The 24,603-nt window shown below is 43.7% G+C and carries 22 protein-coding genes; 3 read left to right on the forward strand and 19 right to left on the reverse strand.

Translation table 11 applies throughout. The features are described from left to right. Nucleotides 1-14: 14 nt before the first annotated feature. The 6 genes from PCY71_RS02490 to PCY71_RS02515 form a co-directional block, all read right to left on the reverse strand. Nucleotides 15-1,772 carry a serine hydrolase gene (locus PCY71_RS02490; RefSeq protein WP_048772865.1) on the reverse strand — a complete coding sequence of 586 codons (1,758 nt, stop codon included), beginning with the start codon at nucleotides 1,770-1,772 and terminating at the stop codon, nucleotides 15-17. A gap of 84 nt (nucleotides 1,773-1,856) precedes the next feature. Beyond that, complete coding sequence (locus tag PCY71_RS02495; protein ID WP_048772738.1) at nucleotides 1,857-3,638, reverse strand: serine hydrolase domain-containing protein; 1,782 nt, start codon at nucleotides 3,636-3,638, stop codon at nucleotides 1,857-1,859. A gap of 102 nt (nucleotides 3,639-3,740) precedes the next feature. Beyond that, nucleotides 3,741-4,553, reverse strand: coding sequence for a CPBP family intramembrane glutamic endopeptidase (locus PCY71_RS02500; RefSeq protein WP_048772736.1), 813 nt, complete (start codon nucleotides 4,551-4,553; stop codon nucleotides 3,741-3,743). 225 nt (nucleotides 4,554-4,778) lie between these two features. Beyond that, complete coding sequence (locus tag PCY71_RS02505; protein ID WP_048772733.1) at nucleotides 4,779-6,560, reverse strand: serine hydrolase; 1,782 nt, start codon at nucleotides 6,558-6,560, stop codon at nucleotides 4,779-4,781. 64 nt (nucleotides 6,561-6,624) lie between these two features. Next, a complete protein-coding gene (locus PCY71_RS02510; RefSeq protein ID WP_048772729.1) occupies nucleotides 6,625-8,415 on the reverse strand; it encodes a serine hydrolase in 1,791 nt (596 codons plus the stop codon). A gap of 113 nt (nucleotides 8,416-8,528) precedes the next feature. Continuing rightward, the gene (locus tag PCY71_RS02515; RefSeq protein WP_048772726.1) at nucleotides 8,529-8,720 is read right to left on the reverse strand and encodes a hypothetical protein; all 192 of its coding nucleotides are present in this window, start codon (nucleotides 8,718-8,720) and stop codon (nucleotides 8,529-8,531) included. A 618-nt stretch (nucleotides 8,721-9,338) separates the two neighbouring features. On the opposite strand from PCY71_RS02515, the gene PCY71_RS02520 reads away from it, so the two are divergent. Then, a complete protein-coding gene (locus PCY71_RS02520) occupies nucleotides 9,339-10,865 on the forward strand; it encodes an ATP-binding cassette domain-containing protein (RefSeq protein ID WP_301412411.1) in 1,527 nt (508 codons plus the stop codon). A gap of 74 nt (nucleotides 10,866-10,939) precedes the next feature. Here the strand turns inward: PCY71_RS02520 and PCY71_RS02525 are convergent, their stop codons facing one another. The 11 genes from PCY71_RS02525 to PCY71_RS02575 form a co-directional block, all read right to left on the reverse strand. Continuing rightward, nucleotides 10,940-12,676 (reverse strand): ABC transporter ATP-binding protein, encoded by a 1,737-nt coding sequence (locus tag PCY71_RS02525; RefSeq protein ID WP_009659368.1) that lies wholly within the window; start codon nucleotides 12,674-12,676, stop codon nucleotides 10,940-10,942. Continuing rightward, on the reverse strand, nucleotides 12,666-14,408 hold the full coding sequence (locus PCY71_RS02530; RefSeq protein ID WP_301412412.1) for an ABC transporter ATP-binding protein: 1,743 nt from the start codon (nucleotides 14,406-14,408) through the stop codon (nucleotides 12,666-12,668). The genes PCY71_RS02525 and PCY71_RS02530 overlap by 11 nt, the downstream gene beginning before the upstream one ends. A 96-nt stretch (nucleotides 14,409-14,504) precedes the next feature. Continuing rightward, nucleotides 14,505-15,692, reverse strand: a complete 1,188-nt coding sequence (locus PCY71_RS02535; protein WP_301412413.1) for an MFS transporter — start codon at nucleotides 15,690-15,692, stop codon at nucleotides 14,505-14,507. Between the two features lie 125 nt (nucleotides 15,693-15,817). Further along, nucleotides 15,818-17,164, reverse strand: coding sequence for an asparagine--tRNA ligase (gene asnS / locus PCY71_RS02540; protein WP_125356843.1), 1,347 nt, complete (start codon nucleotides 17,162-17,164; stop codon nucleotides 15,818-15,820). A gap of 21 nt (nucleotides 17,165-17,185) precedes the next feature. Further along, on the reverse strand, nucleotides 17,186-17,551 hold the full coding sequence (locus PCY71_RS02545; RefSeq protein WP_125356842.1) for a VOC family protein: 366 nt from the start codon (nucleotides 17,549-17,551) through the stop codon (nucleotides 17,186-17,188). A gap of 179 nt (nucleotides 17,552-17,730) precedes the next feature. Beyond that, nucleotides 17,731-18,081, reverse strand: coding sequence for a hypothetical protein (locus tag PCY71_RS02550; RefSeq protein WP_002914952.1), 351 nt, complete (start codon nucleotides 18,079-18,081; stop codon nucleotides 17,731-17,733). Nucleotides 18,082-18,090: 9 nt separating this feature from the next. After that, entirely contained in the window at nucleotides 18,091-18,684 is a 594-nt protein-coding gene (locus PCY71_RS02555; RefSeq protein ID WP_301412414.1) for a hypothetical protein, read from the reverse strand. 14 nt (nucleotides 18,685-18,698) lie between these two features. Beyond that, a complete protein-coding gene (locus PCY71_RS02560) occupies nucleotides 18,699-19,118 on the reverse strand; it encodes a hypothetical protein (RefSeq protein ID WP_125439468.1) in 420 nt (139 codons plus the stop codon). Nucleotides 19,119-19,350: 232 nt separating this feature from the next. Then, on the reverse strand, nucleotides 19,351-19,827 hold the full coding sequence (locus tag PCY71_RS02565; RefSeq protein WP_125439470.1) for a hypothetical protein: 477 nt from the start codon (nucleotides 19,825-19,827) through the stop codon (nucleotides 19,351-19,353). A gap of 250 nt (nucleotides 19,828-20,077) precedes the next feature. Further along, nucleotides 20,078-21,259, reverse strand: a complete 1,182-nt coding sequence (locus PCY71_RS02570; protein WP_301412415.1) for a pyridoxal phosphate-dependent aminotransferase — start codon at nucleotides 21,257-21,259, stop codon at nucleotides 20,078-20,080. After that, the gene (locus tag PCY71_RS02575) at nucleotides 21,256-21,744 is read right to left on the reverse strand and encodes a DUF5590 domain-containing protein (protein WP_301412416.1); all 489 of its coding nucleotides are present in this window, start codon (nucleotides 21,742-21,744) and stop codon (nucleotides 21,256-21,258) included. Before PCY71_RS02575 ends, PCY71_RS02570 begins: the two co-directional genes overlap by 4 nt. Before the next feature lie 114 nt (nucleotides 21,745-21,858). Here PCY71_RS02575 and PCY71_RS02580 point away from each other — a divergent pair, with 114 nt between their 5' ends. Beyond that, nucleotides 21,859-22,305: a MarR family winged helix-turn-helix transcriptional regulator gene (locus PCY71_RS02580; RefSeq protein ID WP_002900138.1), complete on the forward strand. Its 447-nt coding sequence runs from the start codon at nucleotides 21,859-21,861 to the stop codon at nucleotides 22,303-22,305. 85 nt (nucleotides 22,306-22,390) lie between these two features. Then, nucleotides 22,391-22,939, forward strand: coding sequence for an NADPH-dependent FMN reductase (locus PCY71_RS02585; RefSeq protein ID WP_301412417.1), 549 nt, complete (start codon nucleotides 22,391-22,393; stop codon nucleotides 22,937-22,939). A gap of 100 nt (nucleotides 22,940-23,039) precedes the next feature. Here PCY71_RS02585 and PCY71_RS02590 read toward each other — a convergent pair whose 3' ends face one another. Further along, nucleotides 23,040-23,339 carry a DUF4176 domain-containing protein gene (locus PCY71_RS02590; protein WP_301412418.1) on the reverse strand — a complete coding sequence of 100 codons (300 nt, stop codon included), beginning with the start codon at nucleotides 23,337-23,339 and terminating at the stop codon, nucleotides 23,040-23,042. Between the two features lie 31 nt (nucleotides 23,340-23,370). Further along, nucleotides 23,371-23,916, reverse strand: coding sequence for a hypothetical protein (locus PCY71_RS02595; RefSeq protein WP_301412419.1), 546 nt, complete (start codon nucleotides 23,914-23,916; stop codon nucleotides 23,371-23,373). Nucleotides 23,917-24,603: the final 687 nt, after the last annotated feature.

Genomic DNA, 24,603 nt, shown 5'->3' on the forward strand with positions numbered 1-24,603 from the left:
TCAAAATTTTTAAACTACATTACCCACCATTGGTAAAGCGACCAGTAGAGAATATTGGCTACGATAGCGAGTGCAGATAGACTAGTTAGAACTGTCAAGAAGAGGCGGCCTTTTCCGAGATCCTTTCGAGCCTTGCTAAAGAGCGGAAAAACTGCACATCCTGCTAAGAACAATCCCAAACCTGCAAAGACCATATAACGCCACTGAGCGATGATACTGAGATCCGTTGCACTTGAGCTAAGTAGCAGCAAGAGTAAATTGCAAGCCACGGCCACTACTCCTGCAGCTGTCAAGATGTGCCACCATTTCCAAGCTCGATTTTGCTTGCTTTTTTCTTTGCCAAAGACCAGTCGATAAAGGACTAGCACAAGCCGCACAAGTAGATTGCCCAAAGCGTAAACGACACTAAGAGCTGCTAAAGCAACCAACCCAAACTTAGTCCAGATTTCCCAGTCAGGAACTCTCTCAAAATCACTGACCGGAGTAGCGATTCGCGTTTTGCCATTTCCACTTTTATAAATAGTCCAAAACGAACGATCCATTCGCTCTGAGGACGGATTCTTCATATGAAGCATATTACCTGGAAAGAGCTGATACAAAGAAAGCGGACCTTGGTTAAAATTCCGAAGAATTTGATAATAGCCAGGTTCAAACTTTTTCTGACTCTCTGCACTGGCTGTCGGACGTTTTCCGAAAATCAATTCTGGCATGCCATCATTATAAATTTCTTCCACACCTTGATTGGTCATGATTACCTGACCGATACCATCCTTCAGATCCAGCAGGAGATAGCTGGAAAAACCATTCGTATTCCCTCCGTGCCCTAGCACTGTAACGCCAAATTTACTGGCCCAGAAGCCATGAGCATTACGAACGATGTCTGTATTAGGATAGGTTGCTGTCGTTGAATAGAGAGTCGTCCAAGTCTCCGACCGAGTAAAGAGAGTTTTGCGACTCAGCAGAGCCTGAGCAAATTTTTGAAAATCACTCAATGTTCCTGTGGCTCGACCAACTGGATACAGGCCGACTTCATAAAGTGCATCGCCTAACAGACTGCCATCTGTCGCATATCCTTTTACTTCCTTGCGCTTGGCTTGGACATAAGCATTGTCAGACAAGTCTTGAGCTATGGCCGTTCTCTCCATGTCCAGAGGCTGGAAGATATGCTCATGTGTATAATCAACAAAGGATTGCCCAGAAATTCGCTCCACAATATAGGCTGCTAACCCCGTACTGTAGTTGGAATAAGCTATCGTTGTGCCCGGCTCAAAGGACTGTGCCGGCTGATATTGAAGCAGCAAATCCTCTAAACTCTTGCCCCCTTGCATATAGAGAGGGGCTTCGTCAAAGCCAGACTGATGGTTCATCAGATTTAGCATAGTAATAGGCTTGTCATAGCGGAGATTTTTGAGAAAGCCCTCTGGCAGATAGGTGCGAATATCTTCTTCTAGGTTAATCTTACCTTGCTCCCAGAGCTGCATGACAGAGATCCAGACGGTCAGCTTAGTCACGGAACCCCATTCAAAAACGCTGTTATCATCGGCTTTGATTCCCTTTTCCTTATCCATATAGCCGAAGTTTCCTTGATAGATAGTGCCATCTCTGTCAAAGACAGCTGTTGCCATGCCGGCTGTTGTCTTTTCGTGCTCTTTGACATAGTCTTGGATCTTCTGACCAATTTGGCTGCGCTCTGTGCCCGAAGGCAGCTTCTGAGAGTCAGCCAATGCAGTGGCTGGCTGGAACAAACCAAGTGTTAATATAGTTAAAATCATTAGAATAGAATTTTTCACGAAATACTCCTTTGCAGAATTATGCAGGCAAAGCCCGCCTTCCCAAAGGAAGGCAAGCAACTTATATCACATCACCCACCACTGATAAAGCGACCAGTAGAGGATATTAACGACTATGGCCAGGGCGGATAGACTAGTCAGAGCCGTCAAGAAGAGGCGACCTTTTCCGAGATTCTTGCGATCCTTGCTAAAGAGCGGATAAACCGCACAGCCTGCTAAGAACAGTCCCAGACCTGCAAAGACCATATAACGCCAAGATTGAACAATTGAGTAATCCTGATTCATGGCAGACAGTAAAAGCAAAATGAGATTGCCAGCAAACAGCAGCATTCCTAGAGAAGTCAGGTAATTCCAGACCTTCCAAGAGCGCGGAGTCGAACTTTTAGCTTTACGCAGGATGAAACGGAAACAGCCAATCAGAAAACTAATCAAGACATTTCCCAGAGCAAACACGAGTGCCAGACCTCCGAGAAACACGACTAGATAATGCCTAAAGAGAACTGAATCGGAAATCCTTTCTGCATTAAGGACACCAAATTCGAGGCGGTCAGCACCTTGGCTTCGGTCAATAGTCCAGAAAGTGCTCAGCAGATCCGGCTGATCTGAGACTTTGTTGATCTTTTGGATGGCCCCGGGAATCATGAGCATGAAGGACAGTGGCCCCCTATTATAGCTTCTCAGATAGTGGTAAGAGCCAGGCTTGAACTGCTTTTTAGTAGCTTCGCTGACAGTCTGCATCTTGCCAAATATCAACTCCGGCATTTGAACATTGTAAACTTGTTCATACAGTTGATTGGTTAAGATGACTTGACCGATGCCATTTTTTAGATCCAAGTAGAGATAGCTAGAAAAGCCATCAGCATTACCACTGTGTCCCAGCAAGGTAACACCGTAGTGACTGGCCCAAAAGCCATGAGCATTACGAACAATATCCGTACCAGGGTGGGTAGAGGTTGTTGAGTAAAGCTCGGTCCAAGTTTCTGGACGATGAAAGAGCGTCTTACGTTCCAGCAAGGCCTGGGCGAATTTCTGCAGGTCTCCTAGAGTCCCCACAGCCCCTCCGACTGGGTACATCCAGAGCTTAAATGGTGTATCACCCAAGAGCTTACCTTGGTCATCATAGCCCTTATCCTCCTTGCGCTTTTCCTGTACATAAGCGTTGTCCGATAAGTCAGGCAAGATAGCAGTCCGATCCATGTCCAGCGGCTCAAAAACATGCTCATGGACATAGTCTGCATACTTCTGCCCAGATATCCGCTCCACGATATAAGAGGCCAAAGCCGTGCTGAAGTTAGAGTATGATGTCGTCGTACCCGGCTCAAAGGACTGAATAGGCTGGTAATCACGGAACTGCTCTTCCAAGTCGCTCTTGTCTCCCTTTTTGTAGAGTGGCATTTCATCAAAGCCAGCCTGATGGTTCATCAGATCCAGCATGGTGATAGGCTTATCATAGCGAAGATTGCGGAGAAAGCCTTCTGGCAGATAAGTTTTGATGTCTGCTTCTAGGTCGATTTTGCCCTCTTCCCAGAGCTGCATGACCGATACCCAAACCGTCAGTTTAGTGATTGAAGCCCATTCAAAAACACTATCATCGTCAACTTTGACTTTGTTTTCCTTATCCACATAGCCAAAATTTCCCTTGTAGATGGTTCCGTTTTTATCAAAGACTGCTGTTGCCATACCGGCCGTTGTCTTTTCATGTTCCTTGACAAAGTCTTGGATTTTCTGACCGATTTGGCTACGGTCCGTGCCAGACGGCAGCTTCTGCGAGTCAGCTAAAGCAGCTGTCGGCCGGAAGATTCCTAGAGTTATAATCGTTAAAAGTGTCAGAATAAATGATTTTTTCATAGCATTTCCTTTCTGTTCGACTCAAAGATTCACATGAGCTAAGGTCAGATAATTTGTACAGTCTCCTTTTAATTTTAGAATCAGCTTATTCTTATTTTTTAGTCATGCGTTTTTCTCTTCTTTATCCGCCCGATACCAGAGATAAATACTGTAAAGGGTCATAATGCCCATGCCGCCAAGGTAAATGAGGGAGTTAACCTGAGAGAAATCAAACTTATCAGCTAGGTTGATGCCGACAAACGTTGCTATCAGAATATCTAGCAGGGCATGGAAAATCATACAGGCAAGGACAGACTTCGTCTTCTTATGCAGCGCAGCAAACCAGATGGACTGGACTATAGTTACAATGGTATAGACTAGAAAGGGATTCTGACTTCGATCATAAAAGCGGTCATAAAACCAGAGAGGAATATGCCAGCAAGCCCAAGCTAGTCCAGTTATCGAGGAGGCGATAAGCATAGAGAACTTCTTTTCCAAAGCCGGCTGCAGAAACCCTCGCCAACCAGGCTCTTCCATGCCACCAGCCAAGGTCATAAGGTAGATAAAGGATCCAATAAATGAAAGCAGAGCTCCATCTACTAGCTTGCCTCCGGAAGCTAATGCAAAAGTCACAGCCAGACTTCCACAGAAGAGTAGGAGATAGAGCCAAGTCCCTTTCTTGCTTGAGAAGATAAAGGAACAAATGGCTTTGAAGCCTTTTATTTTCAGCACTATTAGGCTTGCTATCACCGGTCCGAACATACTGAGACTCGTTAGGAGGCCTTCCAGAGCCAGATAGAGTACAGGTGGATTTTCCGGCCAGAGATTTTTGAGAATGATAGCTAGCAACATAAATCCCCAAGTCCATCCGAAGTTCCAGGCTAGGAAAGGCCAGACTAGTTTTGGTTGTGGTTTGCTTCTTGTTTCATTGGTCATCTGATTTTCTCCTTTAAATGAAATGGTTTGGTTTTATCTGCTTGCTTTTTGTAGTCTGATAAAGTCCTTGATTTTTTTGCCTCATTTAGCCGCGCTCTGTATAAAAGACAGCTATTGTACTTCAGCTCCTGTTGAAAAATCACTAACCTTAAAATTGTAAAAAGAATTAATCAAACGATTTACCTCATGAGCTAGTCCATTCCCAAAAAGAAAGCGGGAAAATAATCACAATGCCCACCACTGATAGAGCGACCAGTAGAGGATATTAACCACGATTGCCAACGCAGATAGACTAGTCATGACCGTCAGGTAGAGTCGGCTCTTGCTCAGTCCTTTTCTTGCTTTGGTCAGAAGTGGGAAGACTGCACAGCCAGCCAGAATCAATCCCAGACCGGCAAAGACAATGTAGCGCCAGCTAGCTAAAAAGGTCAGATCGCTGGTAGCAAATGTGTTGAAGAGGAGGAGGAAATTTATAGCCACACCTACTCCAGCTAAAGAAGTTAGGTAAGTCCAGATACGAAGAGGTTTTGGTGTTTTAGATTGGCCTTTTTTGAAGACCAAGCGGAAGAGATCCAGTCCGCCCCGTGCCAAAAAGAGAATAATACTGAAAACAATTCCGACTGCCGCTGAAATAAGCAGAGCCCAGTCTGTAAAGAACTCGCTATCCTTGACTCTGAAGTTATCGCCATAGGAAGCTGTTACCTTAGTCTCGTCTCCACTACCGCTGACTACAGAAAAATTCTGGGTCAAAAGCGGATTGTCCTTAGATTTCTCGACAAACTGAGTGTAAAGCAAGGTTCTGGAGATAGACATAGGGCCACTGGCAAAGTAGCGAGCAGATCGGTAATTACCAGACTGGAATTTGTCAAAGGTGGCTGAGCCCGTCTTTTTCTTAGGTCCAAAAACCAAGGCTGGCATTTCATAGTTATAAACCAACTCATGATCTTGATTCGTCATAATGGTCATACCTATACCATTTTTCAAGTCCAGCAGAATATAAGATGAGTAGCCAGTTGAGTTTCCTCCATGGCCAACAAGCGTCGTGCCGTACTCCCGTGTCCAAAAACCGTGCATATTGAGCGACATATCCGTTCCCGGATAATTCGATGTTGCTGTGTAAAGGGTTGTCCAAGTCTCAGCGTTCTTGAAGAGCTTTTCTTTCTTCAAAAGCGCTTGGGCAAACTTCTGGAAGTCAGCCAGAGTAGAGACGGCATTCCCTGCCGGGTAAAGTCCTAAATGAAAATAGCTAGTTCCCATAGATGTCCCGTCCGCCCGATAAGAGATCTGCTCCATCCGCTTCTGGTAAATCTTTGGATTTTCCTTAAAGTCGGCTGATAGAGCAGTGTCTTTCATCCCTAGTGGTTGAAAGATATGCTCATGGACATAGGCCGAGAAGTCCTGACCGGAGATTCTCTCAACGATATAGGCTGCCAGACTAGCTGAAAAGTTCGAGTAGGCTGTCATGGTGCCTGGTTCGTAAGACTGTTCTGGCTGATTAACTGCCAGAATCTCCTCAATAGACAAGCCCTTATCTTCCTTGTAGGCGTGGGTAGACTCGCCAAAGCCGGCCTGATGGTTCATGAGGTCTGTCATAGTGACTGGCTTGTCGTAGCGCAAAGTCTTCATAAATCCCTCTGGCAGATAGGTGCGAATGTCTTCGTCAAGGTCAATCTTGCCCTCTTCCCAGAGCTGCATGACGGAGACCCAGATAGCTAGTTTCCCTACTGACCCCCATTCAAAGACGCTGTTGTCATCGGCTTTAATGCCTTTTTCCTTGTTCATATATCCAAAACTGCCTTGGTAAATAGTCCCGTCCTTGTCAAAAACGGTTGTTGCCATACCGGCTGTTGTCTTTTCATGTTCCTTGACAAAGTCTTGGATTTTCTGACCGATTTTGTCGCGGTCCGTACCAGACGGCAGCTTCTGTTCTTCAGCTAGCGCAGTGGCTGGGCGAAAAAGCCCCAATGTTAAAATAGTTAGCAGTGTAAAAATAAATATTTTTTTCATGCGATTCTCCTTTGCAGAATTATGCAGACAAAGCCCATCTTCCCGAAGGAAGACAGGCAACTTATCACATCGCCCACCACTGGTAGAGCGACCAATAAAGAATGTTAGCTACGATAGCGAGAGCAGATAGACTCGTCATGATTGTCAATAAGAGCCGACCTTTTCCGAGACCCTTTCGAGCCTTACTCAAGAACGGATAGATGGCACATCCTGCTAAGATTAAACCTAGAACTGCAAAGACTATATAAGGCCATATGCTATAGGGGTAACTACGATTACTTGCTAGAAAAGCTGCAACAAGGCCATAGAAATTTAAAACCACTCCTACTGCTGCTAAAGAGGTCAGATAAGTCCAAATCCGAAGTTTCTTAGGTGTTTTAGGCTGGCCTTTTTTGAATACCAATCGGAAAAGATCTAAACCACCCCGTACCAAAAAGAGAATGATACCGAAAACAATTCCGACTGCCGCTGAAATAAGCATGGCCCAGTCTGCCAAAATTTCGCTATCCTTGACTCTGAAATAACCTCCATAGGCAGCTGTCACCTTGGCCTTATCTCCGCTGCCACTGATTACTGAAAAATCCTGACTCAAAAGTGGATTGTCCTCGGATTTCTTGACAAAACGAGTATAAAGGAATAAGCTTCTAGAGATAGACATAGGACCACTGGCAAAGTAGCGAGCAGATCGGTAATAACCAGATTGAAATGTATCAAAGGTTGCTTGGCTCGTTTTTTTCTTAGCTCCAAAGACCAAAGCCGGCATCTCATGGTTGTAGACGCTTTCGTGTTCTTGATTCGTCATGACAGTCATACCGATGCCATTTTTCAAGTCTAGCAGGATGTAAGAGGAATACCCCAAGGTATTACCGCTATGGCCGACAACAGTCATGCCAAACTCTGCATCCCAGAAACCGTGCATATTGAGCGGCATATCCGTTCCCGGATAATTCGAAGTTGCCGTATAAAGGGTCGCCCAAGTCTCAGCTCGCTGGAAGAGCTTCTCTTTCTTCAAAAGCGCTTGGGCAAACTTCTGAAAGTCAGCCATGGTAGAGGCAGCATTTCCCATTGGATAGAGCGCTGAGTATAAATAGGCAGTCCCCTTCGAAGTCTGACCATCTGCACTATAGGACATGGCCTCCATTCGCTTCTTATAAACCTTAAGATTATCCTTCAAATCTGAAGACATAGCTGTATCATTCATCTCTAATGGCTGGAAGATATGCTCATGGACATAGGTAGAGAAGTCCTGTCCGGAGATTCGCTCGACGATATAGCCCGCCAAACCGGCAGAGAAGTTTGAGTAGCTGGTCATGGTGCCGGGTTCGTAGGACTGGGTTGGCTGATTAGTGGCTAAGCTTTCCTCAATTGTCAATCCTGTCTCTTCCTTATAGCCCTGAATTGACTCGCTAAATCCCGCCTGATGGTTCATGAGATCAATCATAGTGATCGGCTTGTCATAGCGAAGGTTTTTTAAAAATCCCTCTGGCAAATAGGTGCGGATGTCTTCCTCTAGGTCAATCTTTCCCTCTTCCCAGAGCTGCATGACGGAGACCCAAACCGTCAGCTTGGTAACCGATCCCCATTCAAAAACGCTGCTATCATCCGTTTTGACTTTCTTTTCCTTGTTCATATAGCCAAAGTTTCCTTTGTAGATGGTGCCATCCTTATCAAAGACCGTCGTCGCCAAACCAGCTGTTGTTTTTTCATGTTCCTTGACAAAGTCTTGGATTTTCTGACCAATTTGGCTGCGCTCCGTGCCAGACGGCAGCTTCTGCTCCTCGGCCAAGGCTGTAACCGGCCGGAAGAGTCCTAGAGTTATAATCGTTAAAAGAATTAGAATAAATGATTTTTTCATGATATTTCCTTTCTATTTAGCTTCGACAATCGCATAGGCGATACTTCTGTATACCATTCGGATAAAAATTCTTAGCATATCTTTCTCCTTTCTTAAGCAATGATTTGCATCATCTAATCAAAAGTCACTGCTTCTACAGCCACTCTTGTCGCATCATCTTTCTTGACATAGTCCTGAATTTTTTGGCTAATCTGAATGGCCGCCGTGTTAGACTTCAAAGATTGCTCCATCGTCTTAGCTTGAGGCGTTTTTACTAGTCCTAAGCTTAGGATTGTCAAAAGCCAGAGAAATAAGGTTTTTGGCATGGTTTCTTACTCCTTAGATACAATTTAAAATGAGGACTGAAATCTATCACATTCCAGCTCTTCTTATCTTTTACAAATTTTAGGCCTATTTGTATAATCATTTTATATATATAAATTTTATATACAATAAGATTATATATATTTTTCTGGTATATGTCAAATTTTTATATAATTAAAAAATTATATATAAAAATCAGCTTAAAAGCCTTGAAATCAATATTTTTAGAAGGTTTATAAAAATGGGCTCCAAAAATCTTTTAAAAATTTTTATTTATTTGAAAGCGCTTGACGAATTTACTTTCTTCTGTTAGACTTAAAGCAGAACTATTTCGGAGGTACACGGAGACATGAAAAATTAAGTCTATTTTTTAAAGGAAACTTTATTTAGTAGATTTTGTCATGTTTCTGCATATCCGCGGGATGTTCGTTTTTGGTGCTTTCTAGCTTTTATTTGCTTATCTTTAGATTAATCCTGTCGCTCCTATGACAGTGTAAGCTGGAAGCCTAATAGACGAATAATCCTACTTAGACACTCCTGTGTCTGCTTTGTGCAACTAAAAACAGCTCTGCTAAATAAAGCAGGGCTGTATTTTGTGTTATAAAACGAAGGAGACATCTATGCTTCAAATAAGAAATCTAACGATCACCCACCTAAAAGACCTGAAGGAGTTAGTCAAAGATTTGTCACTGACAGTCAATCAAGGAGACAAGGTCGCTATTATCGGTGAGGAGGGCAATGGCAAGTCCACCCTGCTCAAGCTCTTGCTAGACGAGCGACTGGTCAGCTCCTATGTCAGCTACAGCGGACAGATTGATAAGTCCTATACTGCTGCTGTCTACCTGCCCCAGCAGTTGCCTTCAGAAGATGTCCAACTGACGCTCAATGACTATTTCTTTGCTGATTTTGAGACCGAACTGGACTATGCCAAGCTCTACCGCTATGCTGGAGAGCTCAACTTTGACAGCCAGCGTTTTGCCAGTCAGCAGCGGCTCTCTAGCCTATCTGGAGGAGAAAAACTCAAGGTCCAACTCATCAAGAAACTAGCCAGTGATTGGGACATTCTCTTTCTTGATGAGCCCTCCAATGACCTTGATCTCGAAACTCTGACTTGGATGGAAAGCTTTATCAGCCACAGCCAGAGAACGGTCCTTTTCGTCTCTCATGACGAGCACTTTCTCGCTCAAGTTGCGACCAAGATTGTTCATCTGGAACGAATCAAAAAGAAGCAGGAGGCTAGAACCAGCATCAAGAGTCTGGACTATGAAAATTACCGCCATCAGCGTCAGGATGCCTTTGAAAAACAGGGACAACTAGCACGGAAAGAGCGAGAAGAACACGCCAAGACCATGGAAAAACACCGACGGGTTAAGCAGAGTGTGGAGCATACTTTACGAAACACCCATGATGCTACTGCAGGTCGACTGGTGGCTAAGAAGATGAAAAACGTCCTCTCGCAGGGCAAACGATTTGAAAAGGCAGGCGCTGAAATGACCGAAATCCCGACACAGGAAGATATCATCAGCCTTCACTTCTCAGACATAGAAGCTCTGCCATTGACCAAAAGAATCCTCAAATTAGAAGGAATGAAACTGAAAACAGACGAACGACAACTGGCGGAGAACCTGACTCTGGAGGTCTGCGGCCAGGAAAAAATCGGACTGATTGGTGCTAATGGTGTAGGCAAATCTACTCTGCTTAAGGAAATATGGAAGATCCTACGTGAGCGGACAGACATGCTAGTAGGCTATATGCCCCAGCATTATGGCGACTTGCTGGCTGATGAGAGCAGCCCTTTGGACTTTCTGGCTCCCTCTGGCGATAAGTCCCAGGAGGAAAAAATCCTGACGCATCTAGCCAGTCTCCAGTTCACGCGCGACGAGGCCCGCCACCCGATTGGGCAGCTTTCCGGCGGCCAAAAAGCCAAGCTCCTCCTGCTCAAACTAGTCCTAGACCGCCCCAATGTCCTCCTTCTAGACGAGCCAACCCGCAACTTCTCTCCCACCTCTCAGCCTCAGGTTCGCCAGCTTTTGGCGACCTATCCTGGCGCCATCATAGCTGTCTCCCACGACCGAATCTTTCTCAAAGAAGTCTGCCAGAAGATTTATAAACTGACGGAGACAGGGTTTGAAGAAGTTGAATTATAAGCAAAAAGAGTTGGAAATCCAACTCTTTTAGTTTTGTTTAGCATCAATCTGTGAACTTTAATAAAGCTCCCCTTCTACTCCTGCGCCGTCTGCATTTGGTAATAAACACCTCTGGCTGCCATGAGCTCCTGATGATTTCCATGTTCGACGATATCACCATCTACCATAACGAGGATGATGTCAGCATTTTGAATAGTAGACAGGCGATGGGCAATGATGAAGCTAGTACGACCCACCATGAGCTTGCTGAAAGCCTCCTGAATCAAGACTTCTGTCCGGGTATCAATGGAGGAAGTCGCCTCATCCAAGATTAGGATTTTAGGAACAGCAAGGAAGACACGCGCGATGGTTAATAGCTGCCGCTGACCTTGAGACAGGGAGTCCCCAGCATCCGCCAGATAGGTGTCATACCCCTGAGGCAGTTGCTGGATAAAGAAATGCGCATTGGCCGATTTGGCAGCTGCAATGACCTCTTCTCGGCTGGCATTTGGCCGGCCAAAAGCTATGTTGTCGTGAATAGTCGCCGTCTTGAGCCAAGTCTCTTGCAGTACCATACCGAACTGCTGACGATAAGAGGATCTGGTGTAATGCGTGATGGGAACATCGTCTAGCGAAATAAGACCACTATCTACATTGTAAAAGCGCATGAGGAGATTAATCAGGGTTGACTTGCCAGCACCGGTCGGCCCGACAATAGCAACCTTACTAGCTGCTGGAATCCTTATATTCAAAGCCTGAATCAGCTCTTTGCCAGGCTCATAGCCAAAAGCCACACGCTCAAAGCTAATCTGTCCTCTGACATCTTCCGACTGGAGGATTTCCTGACCAGACTCTGCTATTTCTTCTTGGTCCAAAACGCTGTAAATCCTCTCCGCACAAGCTAAAGCGCTCTGCAATTCCGACATGACTGACGATATATCGTTGAAAGGCTTGGTGTACTGGTTGACGTAGTTGAGAAAAGTTACCAGCTGTCCAACCGTAAAGCCTGTTCCCTGAATGATGCGGACAGCCCCAAAGCCTACAATCAAAGCATAAATCAGGGCATTGATAAAACGAGTCGAAGGATTGACCGTCGAAGAATAGAAAATAGCCGCCTGCGAATAGTCTGCATAGGTTTGATTACTGCGAGTAAAAGCTGTATCAAACTGCTCCTGAGCATTAAAAGCCTGAATCAAACTTTCCTGGGTCAGGCTTTCCTCAATCAGCTGGGTCTGCTCTCCTCTTGCCTGCGTCTGCCGTTGGAAAAAGCTAAAACTCTTTCTGGCAATAAAGCGCGCTAAGAAAAGAGAAAGGGGCGTCAAAAGCAGAACCAAAAGCAAGAGGAAAAAGTCCAATCTGGCCATGCTAATGATAGTCACTAAGATGGTCAGCAAACCTACAAAAAATTGATTAAAAACCATAAGTAGGCCATTGCTGAGCTGCTCCAAATCCGTCGTCACCCGACTAACCAAGTCTCCGGTTCCCTGCCGGTCCAGATAAGCCAAAGGCAGATAGTGTACTTTCTTGATAACACCTTGACGGAGCTGCTGACTGTAGCGATAAACCAGCTGATTATAGAGCAAGGGATTGAGCCACTGAATCAGCGTATTGGCTAAGATGACCAACAACATCTGGCCCAAAATCGGCACCAAATGCTGGTCCGCTTGAGGCAGAAGAACGCTATCGACCGCATTCCCGATTAAAACTGGTAGAAGAACAGTCAGAGCCACTTGAGCCACCGTTCCCAGACTAGCTAGGAAAAAGAGCCAGCGCGCCTGCAGCAAATCTCGAGTCAAACGCCTCAAGCTGCTAGGTGATGTCTTATGCTTCATGCTTGTCCTCCTCTCCTTGGCTATGCTGTGAGTGATGGATTTCTCGGTAAATGGCAGAGCTGACTAGGAGTTCCTCATGGCGACCAAGGGCCACCTGTTCTCCCTTATCTAGTACTAAAATTTGATCCGCCGAGCGCAAGCTATTGGTTCGCTGAGAGATCAAGACCAGACTGGTCTCTGTCAATTCATTCTTAATAGCCTGCAGGAGTCTAGCCTCTGTCAAATAGTCCAGAGCTGAGGTCGCATCATCTAAAACCAAGAAAAGCGCCCTCCGCAAGACAGCTCTGGCAATGGTTAAACGTTGACGCTGACCTCCAGAAAAATTCCGACCAAAGGCCTCTACAGTCGCATCCAAGCCCCCTTCCTTCTGAGAGACAAAGTCCGCTGCCTGAGCAATCTCTAAAGCCTGCCACAAGTCTGCATCTGTTGGCTTGCTTGACATACCCAAGGTCAGATTGGAGCGAACAGTTCCTTGAAAAAGCTCAGCCTTCTGAGGCACCAGACTAATCCAAGATCGCCATTCACTCAGATTTTTGGGACTTCGGCCTTGTGAAAAAATGGTCAACTGTCCAGTAGCAACTGGATAGAGATGAGCTAGCAGCTGAACTAGAGTAGACTTACCTGATCCTGTCCCGCCAATAACCCCCAAAGCCTGACCTTTTTTCAAATCAAAAGTCAGACCAGTCAAAGCAGGACTAGCTGCATTTGGATAAGAAAAACTAACCTGCTGGACTTTAATAGCTTGATTCGGCAGATCTGTTTCCTGCACTAATTCCTGCAGGACATCTTCTTCTGCTTGATCGAAGACCTGACTGATACGACCTGCACTGATATAGCTTTGATTGAGTGAGTTGACGAGCATAGCTAGCTTGAGCAATTCTACCAAAATTTGCAATAAATAATTGACCAAGGCCACTAGCATCCCCTGGGTCAGCAAATCCTTGCCGATAAAGGTATTGCCCTGCCAAATCACAGCAATCAGAGTACCATTAACCGTAAGAAAGGTCAGAGGACTAATCAGACTAGCCAGAGCTCCCGTCCTGATTTGCCAGGTTTTATAGAGCTCATTGCGATTGCGAAAGGTCTGAACCTCGCGCTGGGTCTGACCGAAAGCTCGTATAACCCGCATGCCCTGCAGCTGCTCACGCGTCAGATTGACTAGCTGGTCAGTCAGCTGACGAATTTTGGCATAGAGAGGATTCATCAGACGAGACATGAAAACGATAATAGCCGTTAAAATTGCTACCATGAGCAAGAACCACAAGGTAATGACCGGACTGATAGTAAAGGCCATGATGATGGAGCCAAAAACGATGATAGGCGCCCGCAGGAAGAGACGAAGAAATTGATTGATTCCCGTCTGGATCTGGTAGGTGTCACTCGTCAGTCGAGTCACCAAGCTAGAAGTCGTCAGCTCATCCCGACTAGCCTTGGGCAAGCGCAGAATCTTCTGGTAGAGATCACTTGTCATCTGGCGGGTAAAGCCCACTGCCGCCTTTGACGAATAATACTGGGCTACCACTGCTACCACCACGCCCAGCGCAGCCAAGCCCATCAAAAGAAAAACCATCCAGTAGAGATGGGAGCTGTCGTGTCTAGGAATGGTCTCGTCCACAATCCCCGCAATCAAAACCGGAACCAAGAGTTCAAAACTGGCCTCCAAGAGCTTGAACAAGGGCCCCAGCAAAGACTCTCTGATATAGCCCTTGAAATATTTCAATAAATCTTTCATACCGCCTACTTCTCCATTAAACTGTATTTATTTTACCATAATTTTCAAAGGGTAAAAAATATTCTCCTTCTGACCAGCAGAAAGAGAACATTGATATTAGACTTCTTGTAAGTTCTGGCTTATTTTCTTTAGACTCATATACAAAAATGGCGTTACAGCAAATAAGAAGCCGCCTAAAGCTATAAAAGTCCAGTCAAAGCCAAAGTAATCAATCAACCAGCCTGTCACAGGGAAAATGACAATCATGCTCAAGCTGAACATCATAGAATAAACACTGAGCATGGTCGCCCGTACTTCACTTGGCAGCTGCTTTTGCAAATCGTTGTCAAAAATCGGCTGAAAGAGTGCATACAAGGCGTTGCTGATTAGATAAATCACAATATAGATGATTGGCGTGCCAAAATAGGAGAGCAGGTAGCTTGCTCCAGTTAAAAGTACCACTGAAGGGAAAAGTTTTAGGGCAGAACATCTCTTTCCAATCACACTCGCCAGATAGACCGCTAAGATATTCAAAGCACTGCCAATTAGCATAACTACTGAAATCTGCCAATCTTTTAAGTCAGGCAATTGATTTTGATAGTAAAAATAAAACATACACATCAGCGTTCCGATGATTTGGGAAAGAATCATCCAGATGAAAAGACTAGGATTTCTCTGCAACTCCTCTTTGACAGCCCAGATAATCTTTTTCATAGTCAGACGTTCCGCATTCTCTGCTTTGACACTAGGTTCTTTCAGCATCCAGGTCAAGAAAAGAACGATGATAGAGGTACCAATCATGATATAGTAGGTCAGATGCAATTGTCCATGGACAAAAAATCCGGCCCAGACCGTTCCCAAAGACCGAGTCGCTTCAGCCACCCCAGACATAAAACTGGAGATGGATAAGTAACGTTCCTTGAGTCCGGCCTCCACAGATGAATCATAGACCATGGCTGCGCTTGTCCCCGAATCAAAATTATAGGACCAAGCACTAATCACCATAGCCAGTGCATAGATCCAAAAGTTCCCCTGCCCAGCCAACATGAGAACAGAAGACACAATCCCGGCTATCCGGCTCAGATAAAGATTGGTCTTGTAGGAAAAACGATCCGCCAACATCCCTGAAGGAATCTCACAAATGACGCTAGTGGCATGAAAGATACTTTCCAAAAGGCCAATCTGCCAAAGGGACATGCCGTTTTGACTTAGAAATAAAATCCAAAAACTAGTAATGCCTAGAAAGGCAAAAAATTCAACTCCGGCCATAAGGCCGATATTTTTCCGATAACTTCTTTTAAACATATTTTCTCCTTTAACAAGTGTTTTTTCATTTCTATCCTTTATCACTTGTTAATCCGCTGGTTACATAATCTCCACCTCTTCTTTCTAGTGCTTTGAAAAAACGCCCCCTGGGCGTTTTTATTGATTTACGGTTTAATACGGTGCAGCATACGTGGGAATGGAATGGCTTCACGGATATGCTTAGTTCCTGCTACAAAGGTTACCATGCGCTCGATACCGATACCGAAGCCACCGTGTGGAACTGTTCCATACTTACGAAGATCCAAGTAAAATTCATATTCTGAAGTATCCATACCAAGATCATTCATCTTAGCAACGAGGGCATCGTAGTCTTCCTCACGCATAGAACCACCGATGATTTCGCCGTAGCCTTCTGGAGCAAGCAAGTCTGCACAGAGGACGCGGTCTGGATTTCCAGGAACCGGCTTCATGTAGAAAGCTTTGATAGCTGCTGGGTAGTTCACGACAAAGGTTGGTACACCAAAGTGGTTTGAAATCCATGTTTCATGCGGTGAACCAAAGTCATCTCCATGTTCCAGATGCTCATAGTCAGCATCCTCATCATTTTCATGCGCTTGCAAGAGGTCAATCGCTTCATCATAGCTAACACGCTTGAAAGGCTCTGCAATATAGCGTTTCAAGAGTTCTACATCACGTTCCAAGGTTTCCAAAGCTTGAGGAGCACGGTCAAGAACACCTTGGATCAAAGCCTTAACATAAGCTTCTTGCAAGTCAAGTGACTCATCATGTGTCAAGTATGAGTACTCTGCATCCATCATCCAAAACTCAGTCAAATGACGACGGGTTTTTGATTTTTCAGCACGGAATACAGGACCAAAGTCAAAGACACGACCAAGAGCCATGGCACCTGCTTCCAGATAAAGCTGACCTGACTGACTCAAGTATGCTGGAGTTCCGAAGTAGTCTGTTTCAAAGAGTTCAGTTGAGTCTTCTGCAGCATTTCCTGACAAGATTGGGCTGTCAAACTTCATAAAGCCATTCTTGTCAAAGAATTCATAGGTAGCGTAGATGATGGCATTGCGGATTTGCATCATAGCTACTTGCTTACGAGAACGCAGCCACAAATGACGGTTGTCCATAAGGAAGTCCGTTCCATGTTCTTTCGGCGTGATTGGATAGTCATTTGACTCACCGATGATTTCGATATCGGTGATGTCCAGCTCATAGCCAAATTTTGAGCGCTCGTCTTCCTTGACAATCCCTGTCACATAGACAGAAGTTTCTTGGCTAAGCTTTTTAATCGTATCAAACTTCGCCAGTCCTTCTTCTTCGCCAAATTTTTCGATGAAGTTAGGCTTGAAGGCCACCCCTTGGAAAAAGGCAGAGCCATCGCGCAACTGCAAGAAAGCAATCTTACCCTTACCTGACTTATTGGCAACCCAAGCACCGATGGTCACTTCTTGACCAACATAATTTTTCACATCAATAATTGTTACGATTTTCTTTGACACGTTTTTTCTCTCTTCTATTTTTTATTCTTTATGACAGACTGCTTCGACATTATTACCATCTGGATCCAAGACAAAGGCTGCATAGTAAGGCTGGTGATATTGAGGACGAATACTCGGGGCACCATTATCTTGACCTCCCGCTGCTAGACCAGCTTGATAAAAAGCATCCACTTGCTCTCTAGTCTCAGCACGAAAGGCAAAATGAGATGCATCTGATTGCCCCTGACTTAACCAAAAGTCTCCAGCTGGAGCTGTTCGTGGCTCCGCAAAACTTACTGCCTGAGGAATTTCAAAGGCAATCTTGTAGCCCAATGGCTCTAAAGCTTGCTGATAAAAAAGCTTGCTGGCTTCCAAATCCTTGACTGTAATCCCAAAATGATCAATCATATCTGCCTCCTAGATTGGTTGCTAAATGTCACTTTATTTCAAGACAAATCTTTCGGACATCTGTTCTATATTTTACCATAAAGCGATTGCAATAGCTATCCTTGAAGAGGCTAAATCTCAGAAAAATTAAAAAACCAGCCTCTTAAAGGCTGGTGGATAACTCTCTCTGAATAAGAGGACTAATTTTTTGTTCCATATAGCAGTCGATCAACCATGTCATCATCATAGTTCAAGACTTTTTTCAAAGCCATCTTAAAGCGCTGATCGCTGAGAATCTGACCTCCTGGACTCTGGTCAATCGTCGCATAATTCCCCTCCCCGTCCTGAGTAAAGGCTACAGTGAGCTCTTGGTCAGGATCTTCACAAACATCTCTCCGCGGATCTTTTGAACTGGTAGACGGTCGAAAGTCCATTCTTTGCAGACGAAACGACAGTTCTTTATGAAAGGCCGCAATGTCCTTCTGACGATTGGCCACTGGCTCATGTTTGTCCAGCCAAGTCAAAACATCTTCTCTTGTAATATATATCATTTTCCCCTCCTAAACCAAATCAAAGTTCGCCCTGTAAATGACAGTATCATAGCTTGGGCTAGCTGCTGAGAGAGCCGCTTGAATGATATGGAGCACGCGCTGCTGTTGACCTTCGAAAGCCGAGGGCAGGAGCATATTAGAGACATTTTTGACAATCACTCCCTTAGTGAATTCCCCATCTTCATAAGAAAAATCCTGCTGATGAAAAATGGTCTTGGTCTTAAATTCAATCACCTGTCCTTGCAAGATTAGCTTATAGGTTTTCTTCCAGTTGGTTCTGCCACCAAAGCGATAAAGGACCAGATAAATCCCCAAATCATGATCTGCAACCCAATCGCCCGTCTCAAAGACTAGCTCGTCATCAATACCAGCTTCCTTTAAAAGCTCAACCCCTTCTTCAGAAATCATCTCATGCACGAACTTCCAACTTCCTTCTTGGGGAAGAGTTGCTGTTCCCTCAGTCTCCTTCTGAGGGCTATTACTATCTTCTTTGTAGTGAACTCTTTTAGGGGTAAATTCTTCCTCCCAAGTCATCTCTTCTTCTATGTCACTGACGGCCCGCCGAGTTGGTAAAAAATCCAGACACTTTTCTAATAATCCCATATCCTATCTCCTCTTTATCTGTACTCCACGTGGTTTACTTCCCTTATCTTTGTATCATAATAAGGGTTAATCTGCGACAGGGCATGTTGAATCACTGTTACGATTTTGTCCTCTCGTCCTTTTAAAACCTTGGGAATCACAAGCTGGGAGATTGTTTCTGTCGATAGACCTTTTACACTTTGATTTTCCTCATTGCGAACTGGATATCTATCGGCCCGCTCTTCTTCTAGGCGAAATTCAAGCAAGTGACCTCCGAGAATCATGGCTAAGACTTGATATTTCCCTTCCCCGATACGAAATTGCTTGACGCAGAGAAAAATTTCTCTCTTCTCATCCTCTAGTAAAAATGGCAGAGCCAGTTCTTTTTCTTCAATAGAAAAATCCTCGAGAAGCTTCTTCTCTCTTTCCCCTATTTCCTTTCTGATAAAACCCATTTTATCTCCTTTTGTACAAAATAATCTTCATCCCTATTATTACTTAAGTAAAAAGACCATGAGGAAGACACTGCAAGTCAATAGAATGCAGGGCTAGACCAAATGGACTTCTTTTATTATACACCGAAACACCGTCGTCTTCAACTAAATACTCCTCAAATTTTTAAGTCGTATGGTGACTTCTATCAGAAAGTGACTTCTACTAAGTTAATCTGCCATTTATAGCTGCTATTTAATCAATTGGCGGATCATTCTTTACCTCTTCTTCCGTCTTCCAGTAGGTCATACTGCTCTTCTTAGTGTCTACATCTACCTTATCATTAACTTCAATATGTACTTTAAAATAGGTTCGCTCAATCTGAGGATTATAGCGAGTCTCATAAACTATCGTAAAATCCGTATAGCCCGTCCCAGAAAGTTCCTGCTTTGCAGATCCCCCCTCAATATTTTTTAATTGCTCACTATTCAAAGTTCGCATCTTTAAATTTAAACCTGGCTGGTAATTATTCAAGTACCAATCCTTACGGGCCGAGGAATTCTCATAATAGTGGATACAATAGCGATTATCTTTTGCTTGTAGGCTGTAGCTTGGTTCATCCGAATTAGACTGGGAAATAGTGGTCCAACCCTGCTCTGAATCAAAGAAAACATAAACTCCTAATAAGACTAGGCCGCCTAGCAAGAATAAGAAAATCAAACGACGTTTCATATTGTTCTCCTTTCACTCCTGTTTGCAAGCCCTGACAGCTAAATTCCAACTGCTCCTAGCTTTTATTTTCTGAACAAAATCTTCTCAATTCAACCAGAAAACTTGAAAGCGATTTTATAAATTCTATATTATTTTACCATTTTGTCGAATTATTTGCCAGTACAGTTGAGGGAAACTGAAAAGGACGAACTCTGAGTCCGTCCTTATCTATTGTTCATAAATCTTCGAAAGTAGTGTAAGATTGAGAGCTCTATTTACTCTCCATAAATTGCTGCAGGCGCTGAACGGCTTCTTTGAGTGTTTCCAGATCTGTCGCATAGCTAAGACGGACATTTTCTGGCGCACCGAAGCCTGCTCCCGTCACCAGAGCTACACCAACTTCTTCTAAAATTGCTGTCGTAAACTCGGTCACATCAGTATATCCCTTCATTTCCATGGCTTTCTTGACATTTGGGAAGAGATAAAAGGCCCCTTGCGGCTTGACCACTTCAAATCCTGGCACTTGAGCCAAGAGAGGATAGATGGTATTGAGACGCTCTTCAAAGGCTTGACGCATAGTCTCGACCGTTTCCTGACTGCCAGTCAGAGCTTCTATAGCTGCATATTGAGCCGCTGCTGTTGGGTTAGAAGTCGTCTGACCTGCAACCTTACTCATAGCTGCTATAATCTCCGGCTCACCAACTGCGTAGCCAATCCGCCAGCCTGTCATGGAGTAGCTCTTAGAGACACCATTGATGACCACCGTCTGCTTGCGAATCTCCTCAGATAGACTGGAAATTGGCGTAAATGTATTACCGTTATATACCAGCCGTCCATAGATGTCGTCTGCCAAAATCAGAATATCATGCTCTACAGCCCAGTTCCCAATCGCCCGCAGCTCATCCGCTGTATAAATCATACCCGTCGGATTGGACGGCGAGTTCAAAACCAAAACCTTGGTCTTATCAGTACGAGCAGCTTCCAGCTGTTCCACCGTTACCTTGAAATTATTTTCCTCAGTGGCTTGAACAAAAACAGGAGTCCCCTCGGCCATCTTAATCTGGTCGCCGTAGCTGACCCAATAAGGCGTCGGAATGATAGCTTCATCACCTGGGTCAAGCACACTCATAAAGAAGGTGTAGAGGGAGAATTTAGCTCCGGTTGCCACCGTCACTTGATTCGACTGGATTGTGTAGCCGTAATAGTTGGCAAAATACTCCACTACAGCTTCTTTTAGCTCTGGCAGACCGCTAGTCACCGTATAAAAGCTAGAACGCCCATCCTCAATTGCTGCTACAGCCGCATCTCGGATATTCTTAGGCGTTGGAAAATCTGGCTCTCCCAGAGTCAGAGATAGAATATCCCACCCCTGCGCTTTCAAAGCCTTAGCACGCGCTGCTGTTGCCAAAGTCACGCTTTCTTCCATTTTTAAGACACGATTTGATAATTTCATAGTCCCTCCTTGCTGACCAACTGTCCGCTTTCAAAACCTATCAGGTAGTAGGTGCCTCCCGACTTGACTTCCCAGATGGGCTGATCCTGAAAATAGCCCATGGTCACCTTATCAATAGTTCCTGCTCCATTTTCCTTGGCAATGCTCTCTGCTTTAGACTGACTGACACCTTGGTCCAGTCGATAGACCCGTATCTCATTGGTATCTTTTGCAATCAAAACAGCTTTTTCGACACCCTTACTGGTCTTGCCAAGCAGACTGTAGTAAGATTCTTGTCCATTGTAGATAGCAAAAGAATCCACTTTTTCAAGATCTGCATATTCTTTGGCCAAGCGGCTGCTTGCTTCCTTAACCGACTGTCTCGGCTGCATAGACACTTGCAAAACTGCAAAAAATGAAAAGACAAGAACGCTGAGAACGATAAAAATACCGATAAGGTACTGCCAAATTGGAAAATAGGCTTTATTTCTATTTTTATATTTCACTCCGTCATTATACTACAAATACTCCTATTTTTCTATCTTTTTTTGATGAGAATATTCACAAAATTCTAAAGCAATATCCTTGCATATGATACTATTTATTGGTAAAATATTGTTATGAAGATTACAGACGATTTAAGCAAAGAAACTCTGCTTGATTTGAAAACCATGATTGTCTTTCATAAGGCAGAAAGAACTATCCGTGCCATTGAAGCCCAAATTTTTAAAAAGCATGATTTGACTCCTACTCAGTTTTCCGTCTTAGAAACCCTATACAGCAAAGGAGAGCTGCGTATTCAGGACCTGATTGACCGTATTTTGGCTACTTCTGGCAACATGACTGTCGTCATCAAAAATATGGAACGCGACGGCTGGATTGTCCGCACCTGCGACCCAAATGACCGCCGGGCTTTTTTGATTGGCCTGACGAAACAAGGTAAAGCTAAAATTGAAGCCGCCCTGCCTGATCATATTAAAAATATCCAGCAAGCTCTGTCCATTCTCGAAGAAGACGATAAGCAGGATTTGATTCGTATTTTAAAAAATTTCAAAAAATTGAGCTAAATAATTGCTAACTAGTAATTAATGTTGTAACATATATTGTAACAAGAGAAATATCTCTTTATTTTATAAAAAAGGAGACAATGCAATGTCTAAAGTATTATTCATCGTCGGCTCGCTTCGTCAAGGTTCTTTCAACCACCAATTGGCTGAGCAAGCAGAAAAAGCTTTGGCTGGCAAGGCAGAAGTTTCATATCTTGATTACAAAGATGTACCATTCTTCAACCAAGACATCGAAAGCCCTGCTCCAGCTGCTGTTACTAAGGTTCGTGAAGAAATTTTGGCCGCTGATGCCATCTGGATTTTCTCACCTGTCTACAACTGGGCTATTCCAGGAGTAGTGAAAAACCTCTTGGACTGGGCTTCACGCGCTCTGGATCTGTCAGACCCAACTGGCCCATCTGCTTTGAACGCTAAGGCTGTTACAGTTTCATCTGTAGCTAACGGCACATCACCAGATGAAGTATTCAAGCACTACCGCAGCCTTCTGCCTTTCATCCGTATGAATGTGGTAGAACCATTCACAGGTGTTGGTATCAACCCAGAGGCATGGGGAACTGGACAACTGACTGTCCCAGAAGACAAACTTGCTGAACTCTCAGCACAGGCTGATGCTCTTTTAGCAGCCCTTAACTAAAAAGAGAAGATTATAAAAAGAAAAGAAAACTTATAAGACACTAACCCCTCGCAAATAATTGCGAGGGGTTTTTAGAATGCTTTACTGACAGGAACAGGTATTATAAATCAGCTAAAGAATATTTAGGATAAGGAATTTGAGATAATTTATCTTCTATTTTTGCTAGCATTTTCTCTTCTGATTCATCTATATACCCCTCAAACCAAACTTTTTCAATATCTTCTTGGTTAAAAAAGCAAGCTTGATTATCTGTCATACCAAAAGGATATACACAACCGGAATAGTCTAAATAACCAATTTCACCCTTATTATCATAAAGAGGATAACGGTTAATAATCATAATTTTTACTTGTCCATTTTTAAGTTGGACAACACTCCCTATCGGTAGTAGCTCAGTCATTAGAAACCTCCTTTAAAAATCTTCTCGAATTCTAAGTATTTTTCTTTTTTAATCTTTTTAGAACTTTTATCTGTTTGAATAAATGGGACCTTATGAGACAAAAATAAACAATCAAGAAGCCAATATCACTTAACAAATAAGAGACATAGACACCTCTGCTTAGATACTCAGTTGCATGATAAATTGCAAAAAAGGTAAAAAACAAACCGAATACAAGCTTCGCATATACATTTCGACTAAAAATATATAAAAATTCATCCTTAATGGGGAGCGTTTCAAAGCGAAACTCTTTAAATGACAGTTCCTTCTTTGTTCTCACAAGTAATTCTACTAAATACCCAAGAATAATATAACCCAATACTAGAGAAATCAACTTCCACAGGAAGGAAAACTGGCTATTCGAAATAGAAGTAAATCCATGTAGCAGCAGAATGCTAGCTGCAGGAACATAATTCGTGAGATCCAGATGGAATGTTGGTTTATCTACATTGACATAGATTTTATTAGTTTTTGGGTCAAAATAATAGTTTCTACCCTGAAAAGCTAAGAGTTCGGTTAAATATTCTTTTTTCATCATTTTATATCCTATTTTCTATTTTTAAAAAATTTGATTATAAGGTAAAATTACAATTAATATATTATTAAAGTCCCAAATTATTCAAATAACTCTCAGTACCTGGGGTCCCCTTATCATCATCCAATATATAATTTTTAACATTTTCCACAACAGGCTCTGCATAACTATCATAAAGTTCATCGAATACTTGATTTCCCATCCAGCTATATGCTGTACCAAATAGAAATCCCAAAACTGTACCACCTATTGTACCAGGAAGACCAAGAAACGATCCTATGCTTGCGCCTACTTTCGCACCTACAATTCCTATACCGAAATGTCCCGCCGTTTTAAGAGCCGCATCCTCAATGTCAGCTCCATCATCAATCTGACTTTGATAGTCCCAAGCAACTAAAGCAGCGTTAACGCCTCTAGAAAGCAATCCACCAAAGATAGTGGAATTAGTTTGTAGTTCAGGTCCATTTGCAGTCTCAACAACTTCAGTTGTTGTCGTTACAAAATTTGACCCAATGCCTACATTTGGACTGTCTAGACCAAGTGAATAGGCCTTAAGTTGTTTAATCATCTCCCAGGTAAGGCCAGCTTTCTGTAAATTTTTGACCACAGTCGGATTGTTAGCTAACTGTTTATCAACTCCTTCTGCAATCTCACTAATTAGATTACTCCGTACCTCTTCATCTAGATCTG

This window comes from Streptococcus sp. SN3 (genome assembly GCF_030439905.1).

Excerpts from the sequence above, each read along its gene's own strand:
- PCY71_RS02505 (WP_048772733.1), bottom strand. The coding sequence starts at position 6,560 with ATGAAAAAAATATTTATTTTTACACTGCTAACTATTTTAACATTGGGG.
- PCY71_RS02570 (WP_301412415.1), bottom strand. The coding sequence starts at position 21,259 with ATGAAATTATCAAATCGTGTCTTAAAAATGGAAGAAAGCGTGACTTTG.
- PCY71_RS02520 (WP_301412411.1), top strand. The coding sequence starts at position 9,339 with ATGCTTCAAATAAGAAATCTAACGATCACCCACCTAAAAGACCTGAAG.
- PCY71_RS02585 (WP_301412417.1), top strand. The coding sequence starts at position 22,391 with ATGTCTAAAGTATTATTCATCGTCGGCTCGCTTCGTCAAGGTTCTTTC.
- PCY71_RS02500 (WP_048772736.1), bottom strand. The coding sequence starts at position 4,553 with ATGACCAATGAAACAAGAAGCAAACCACAACCAAAACTAGTCTGGCCT.
- PCY71_RS02510 (WP_048772729.1), bottom strand. The coding sequence starts at position 8,415 with ATGAAAAAATCATTTATTCTAATTCTTTTAACGATTATAACTCTAGGA.
- PCY71_RS02515 (WP_048772726.1), bottom strand. The coding sequence starts at position 8,720 with ATGCCAAAAACCTTATTTCTCTGGCTTTTGACAATCCTAAGCTTAGGA.
- PCY71_RS02530 (WP_301412412.1), bottom strand. The coding sequence starts at position 14,408 with ATGAAAGATTTATTGAAATATTTCAAGGGCTATATCAGAGAGTCTTTG.
- PCY71_RS02495 (WP_048772738.1), bottom strand. The coding sequence starts at position 3,638 with ATGAAAAAATCATTTATTCTGACACTTTTAACGATTATAACTCTAGGA.
- PCY71_RS02525 (WP_009659368.1), bottom strand. The coding sequence starts at position 12,676 with ATGAAGCATAAGACATCACCTAGCAGCTTGAGGCGTTTGACTCGAGAT.
- PCY71_RS02490 (WP_048772865.1), bottom strand. The coding sequence starts at position 1,772 with ATGATTTTAACTATATTAACACTTGGTTTGTTCCAGCCAGCCACTGCA.
- PCY71_RS02560 (WP_125439468.1), bottom strand. The coding sequence starts at position 19,118 with ATGGGTTTTATCAGAAAGGAAATAGGGGAAAGAGAGAAGAAGCTTCTC.
- PCY71_RS02590 (WP_301412418.1), bottom strand. The coding sequence starts at position 23,339 with ATGACTGAGCTACTACCGATAGGGAGTGTTGTCCAACTTAAAAATGGA.
- PCY71_RS02535 (WP_301412413.1), bottom strand. The coding sequence starts at position 15,692 with ATGTTTAAAAGAAGTTATCGGAAAAATATCGGCCTTATGGCCGGAGTT.
- PCY71_RS02545 (WP_125356842.1), bottom strand. The coding sequence starts at position 17,551 with ATGATTGATCATTTTGGGATTACAGTCAAGGATTTGGAAGCCAGCAAG.
- PCY71_RS02580 (WP_002900138.1), top strand. The coding sequence starts at position 21,859 with ATGAAGATTACAGACGATTTAAGCAAAGAAACTCTGCTTGATTTGAAA.
- PCY71_RS02595 (WP_301412419.1), bottom strand. The coding sequence starts at position 23,916 with ATGATGAAAAAAGAATATTTAACCGAACTCTTAGCTTTTCAGGGTAGA.
- PCY71_RS02550 (WP_002914952.1), bottom strand. The coding sequence starts at position 18,081 with ATGATATATATTACAAGAGAAGATGTTTTGACTTGGCTGGACAAACAT.
- PCY71_RS02555 (WP_301412414.1), bottom strand. The coding sequence starts at position 18,684 with ATGGGATTATTAGAAAAGTGTCTGGATTTTTTACCAACTCGGCGGGCC.
- PCY71_RS02565 (WP_125439470.1), bottom strand. The coding sequence starts at position 19,827 with ATGAAACGTCGTTTGATTTTCTTATTCTTGCTAGGCGGCCTAGTCTTA.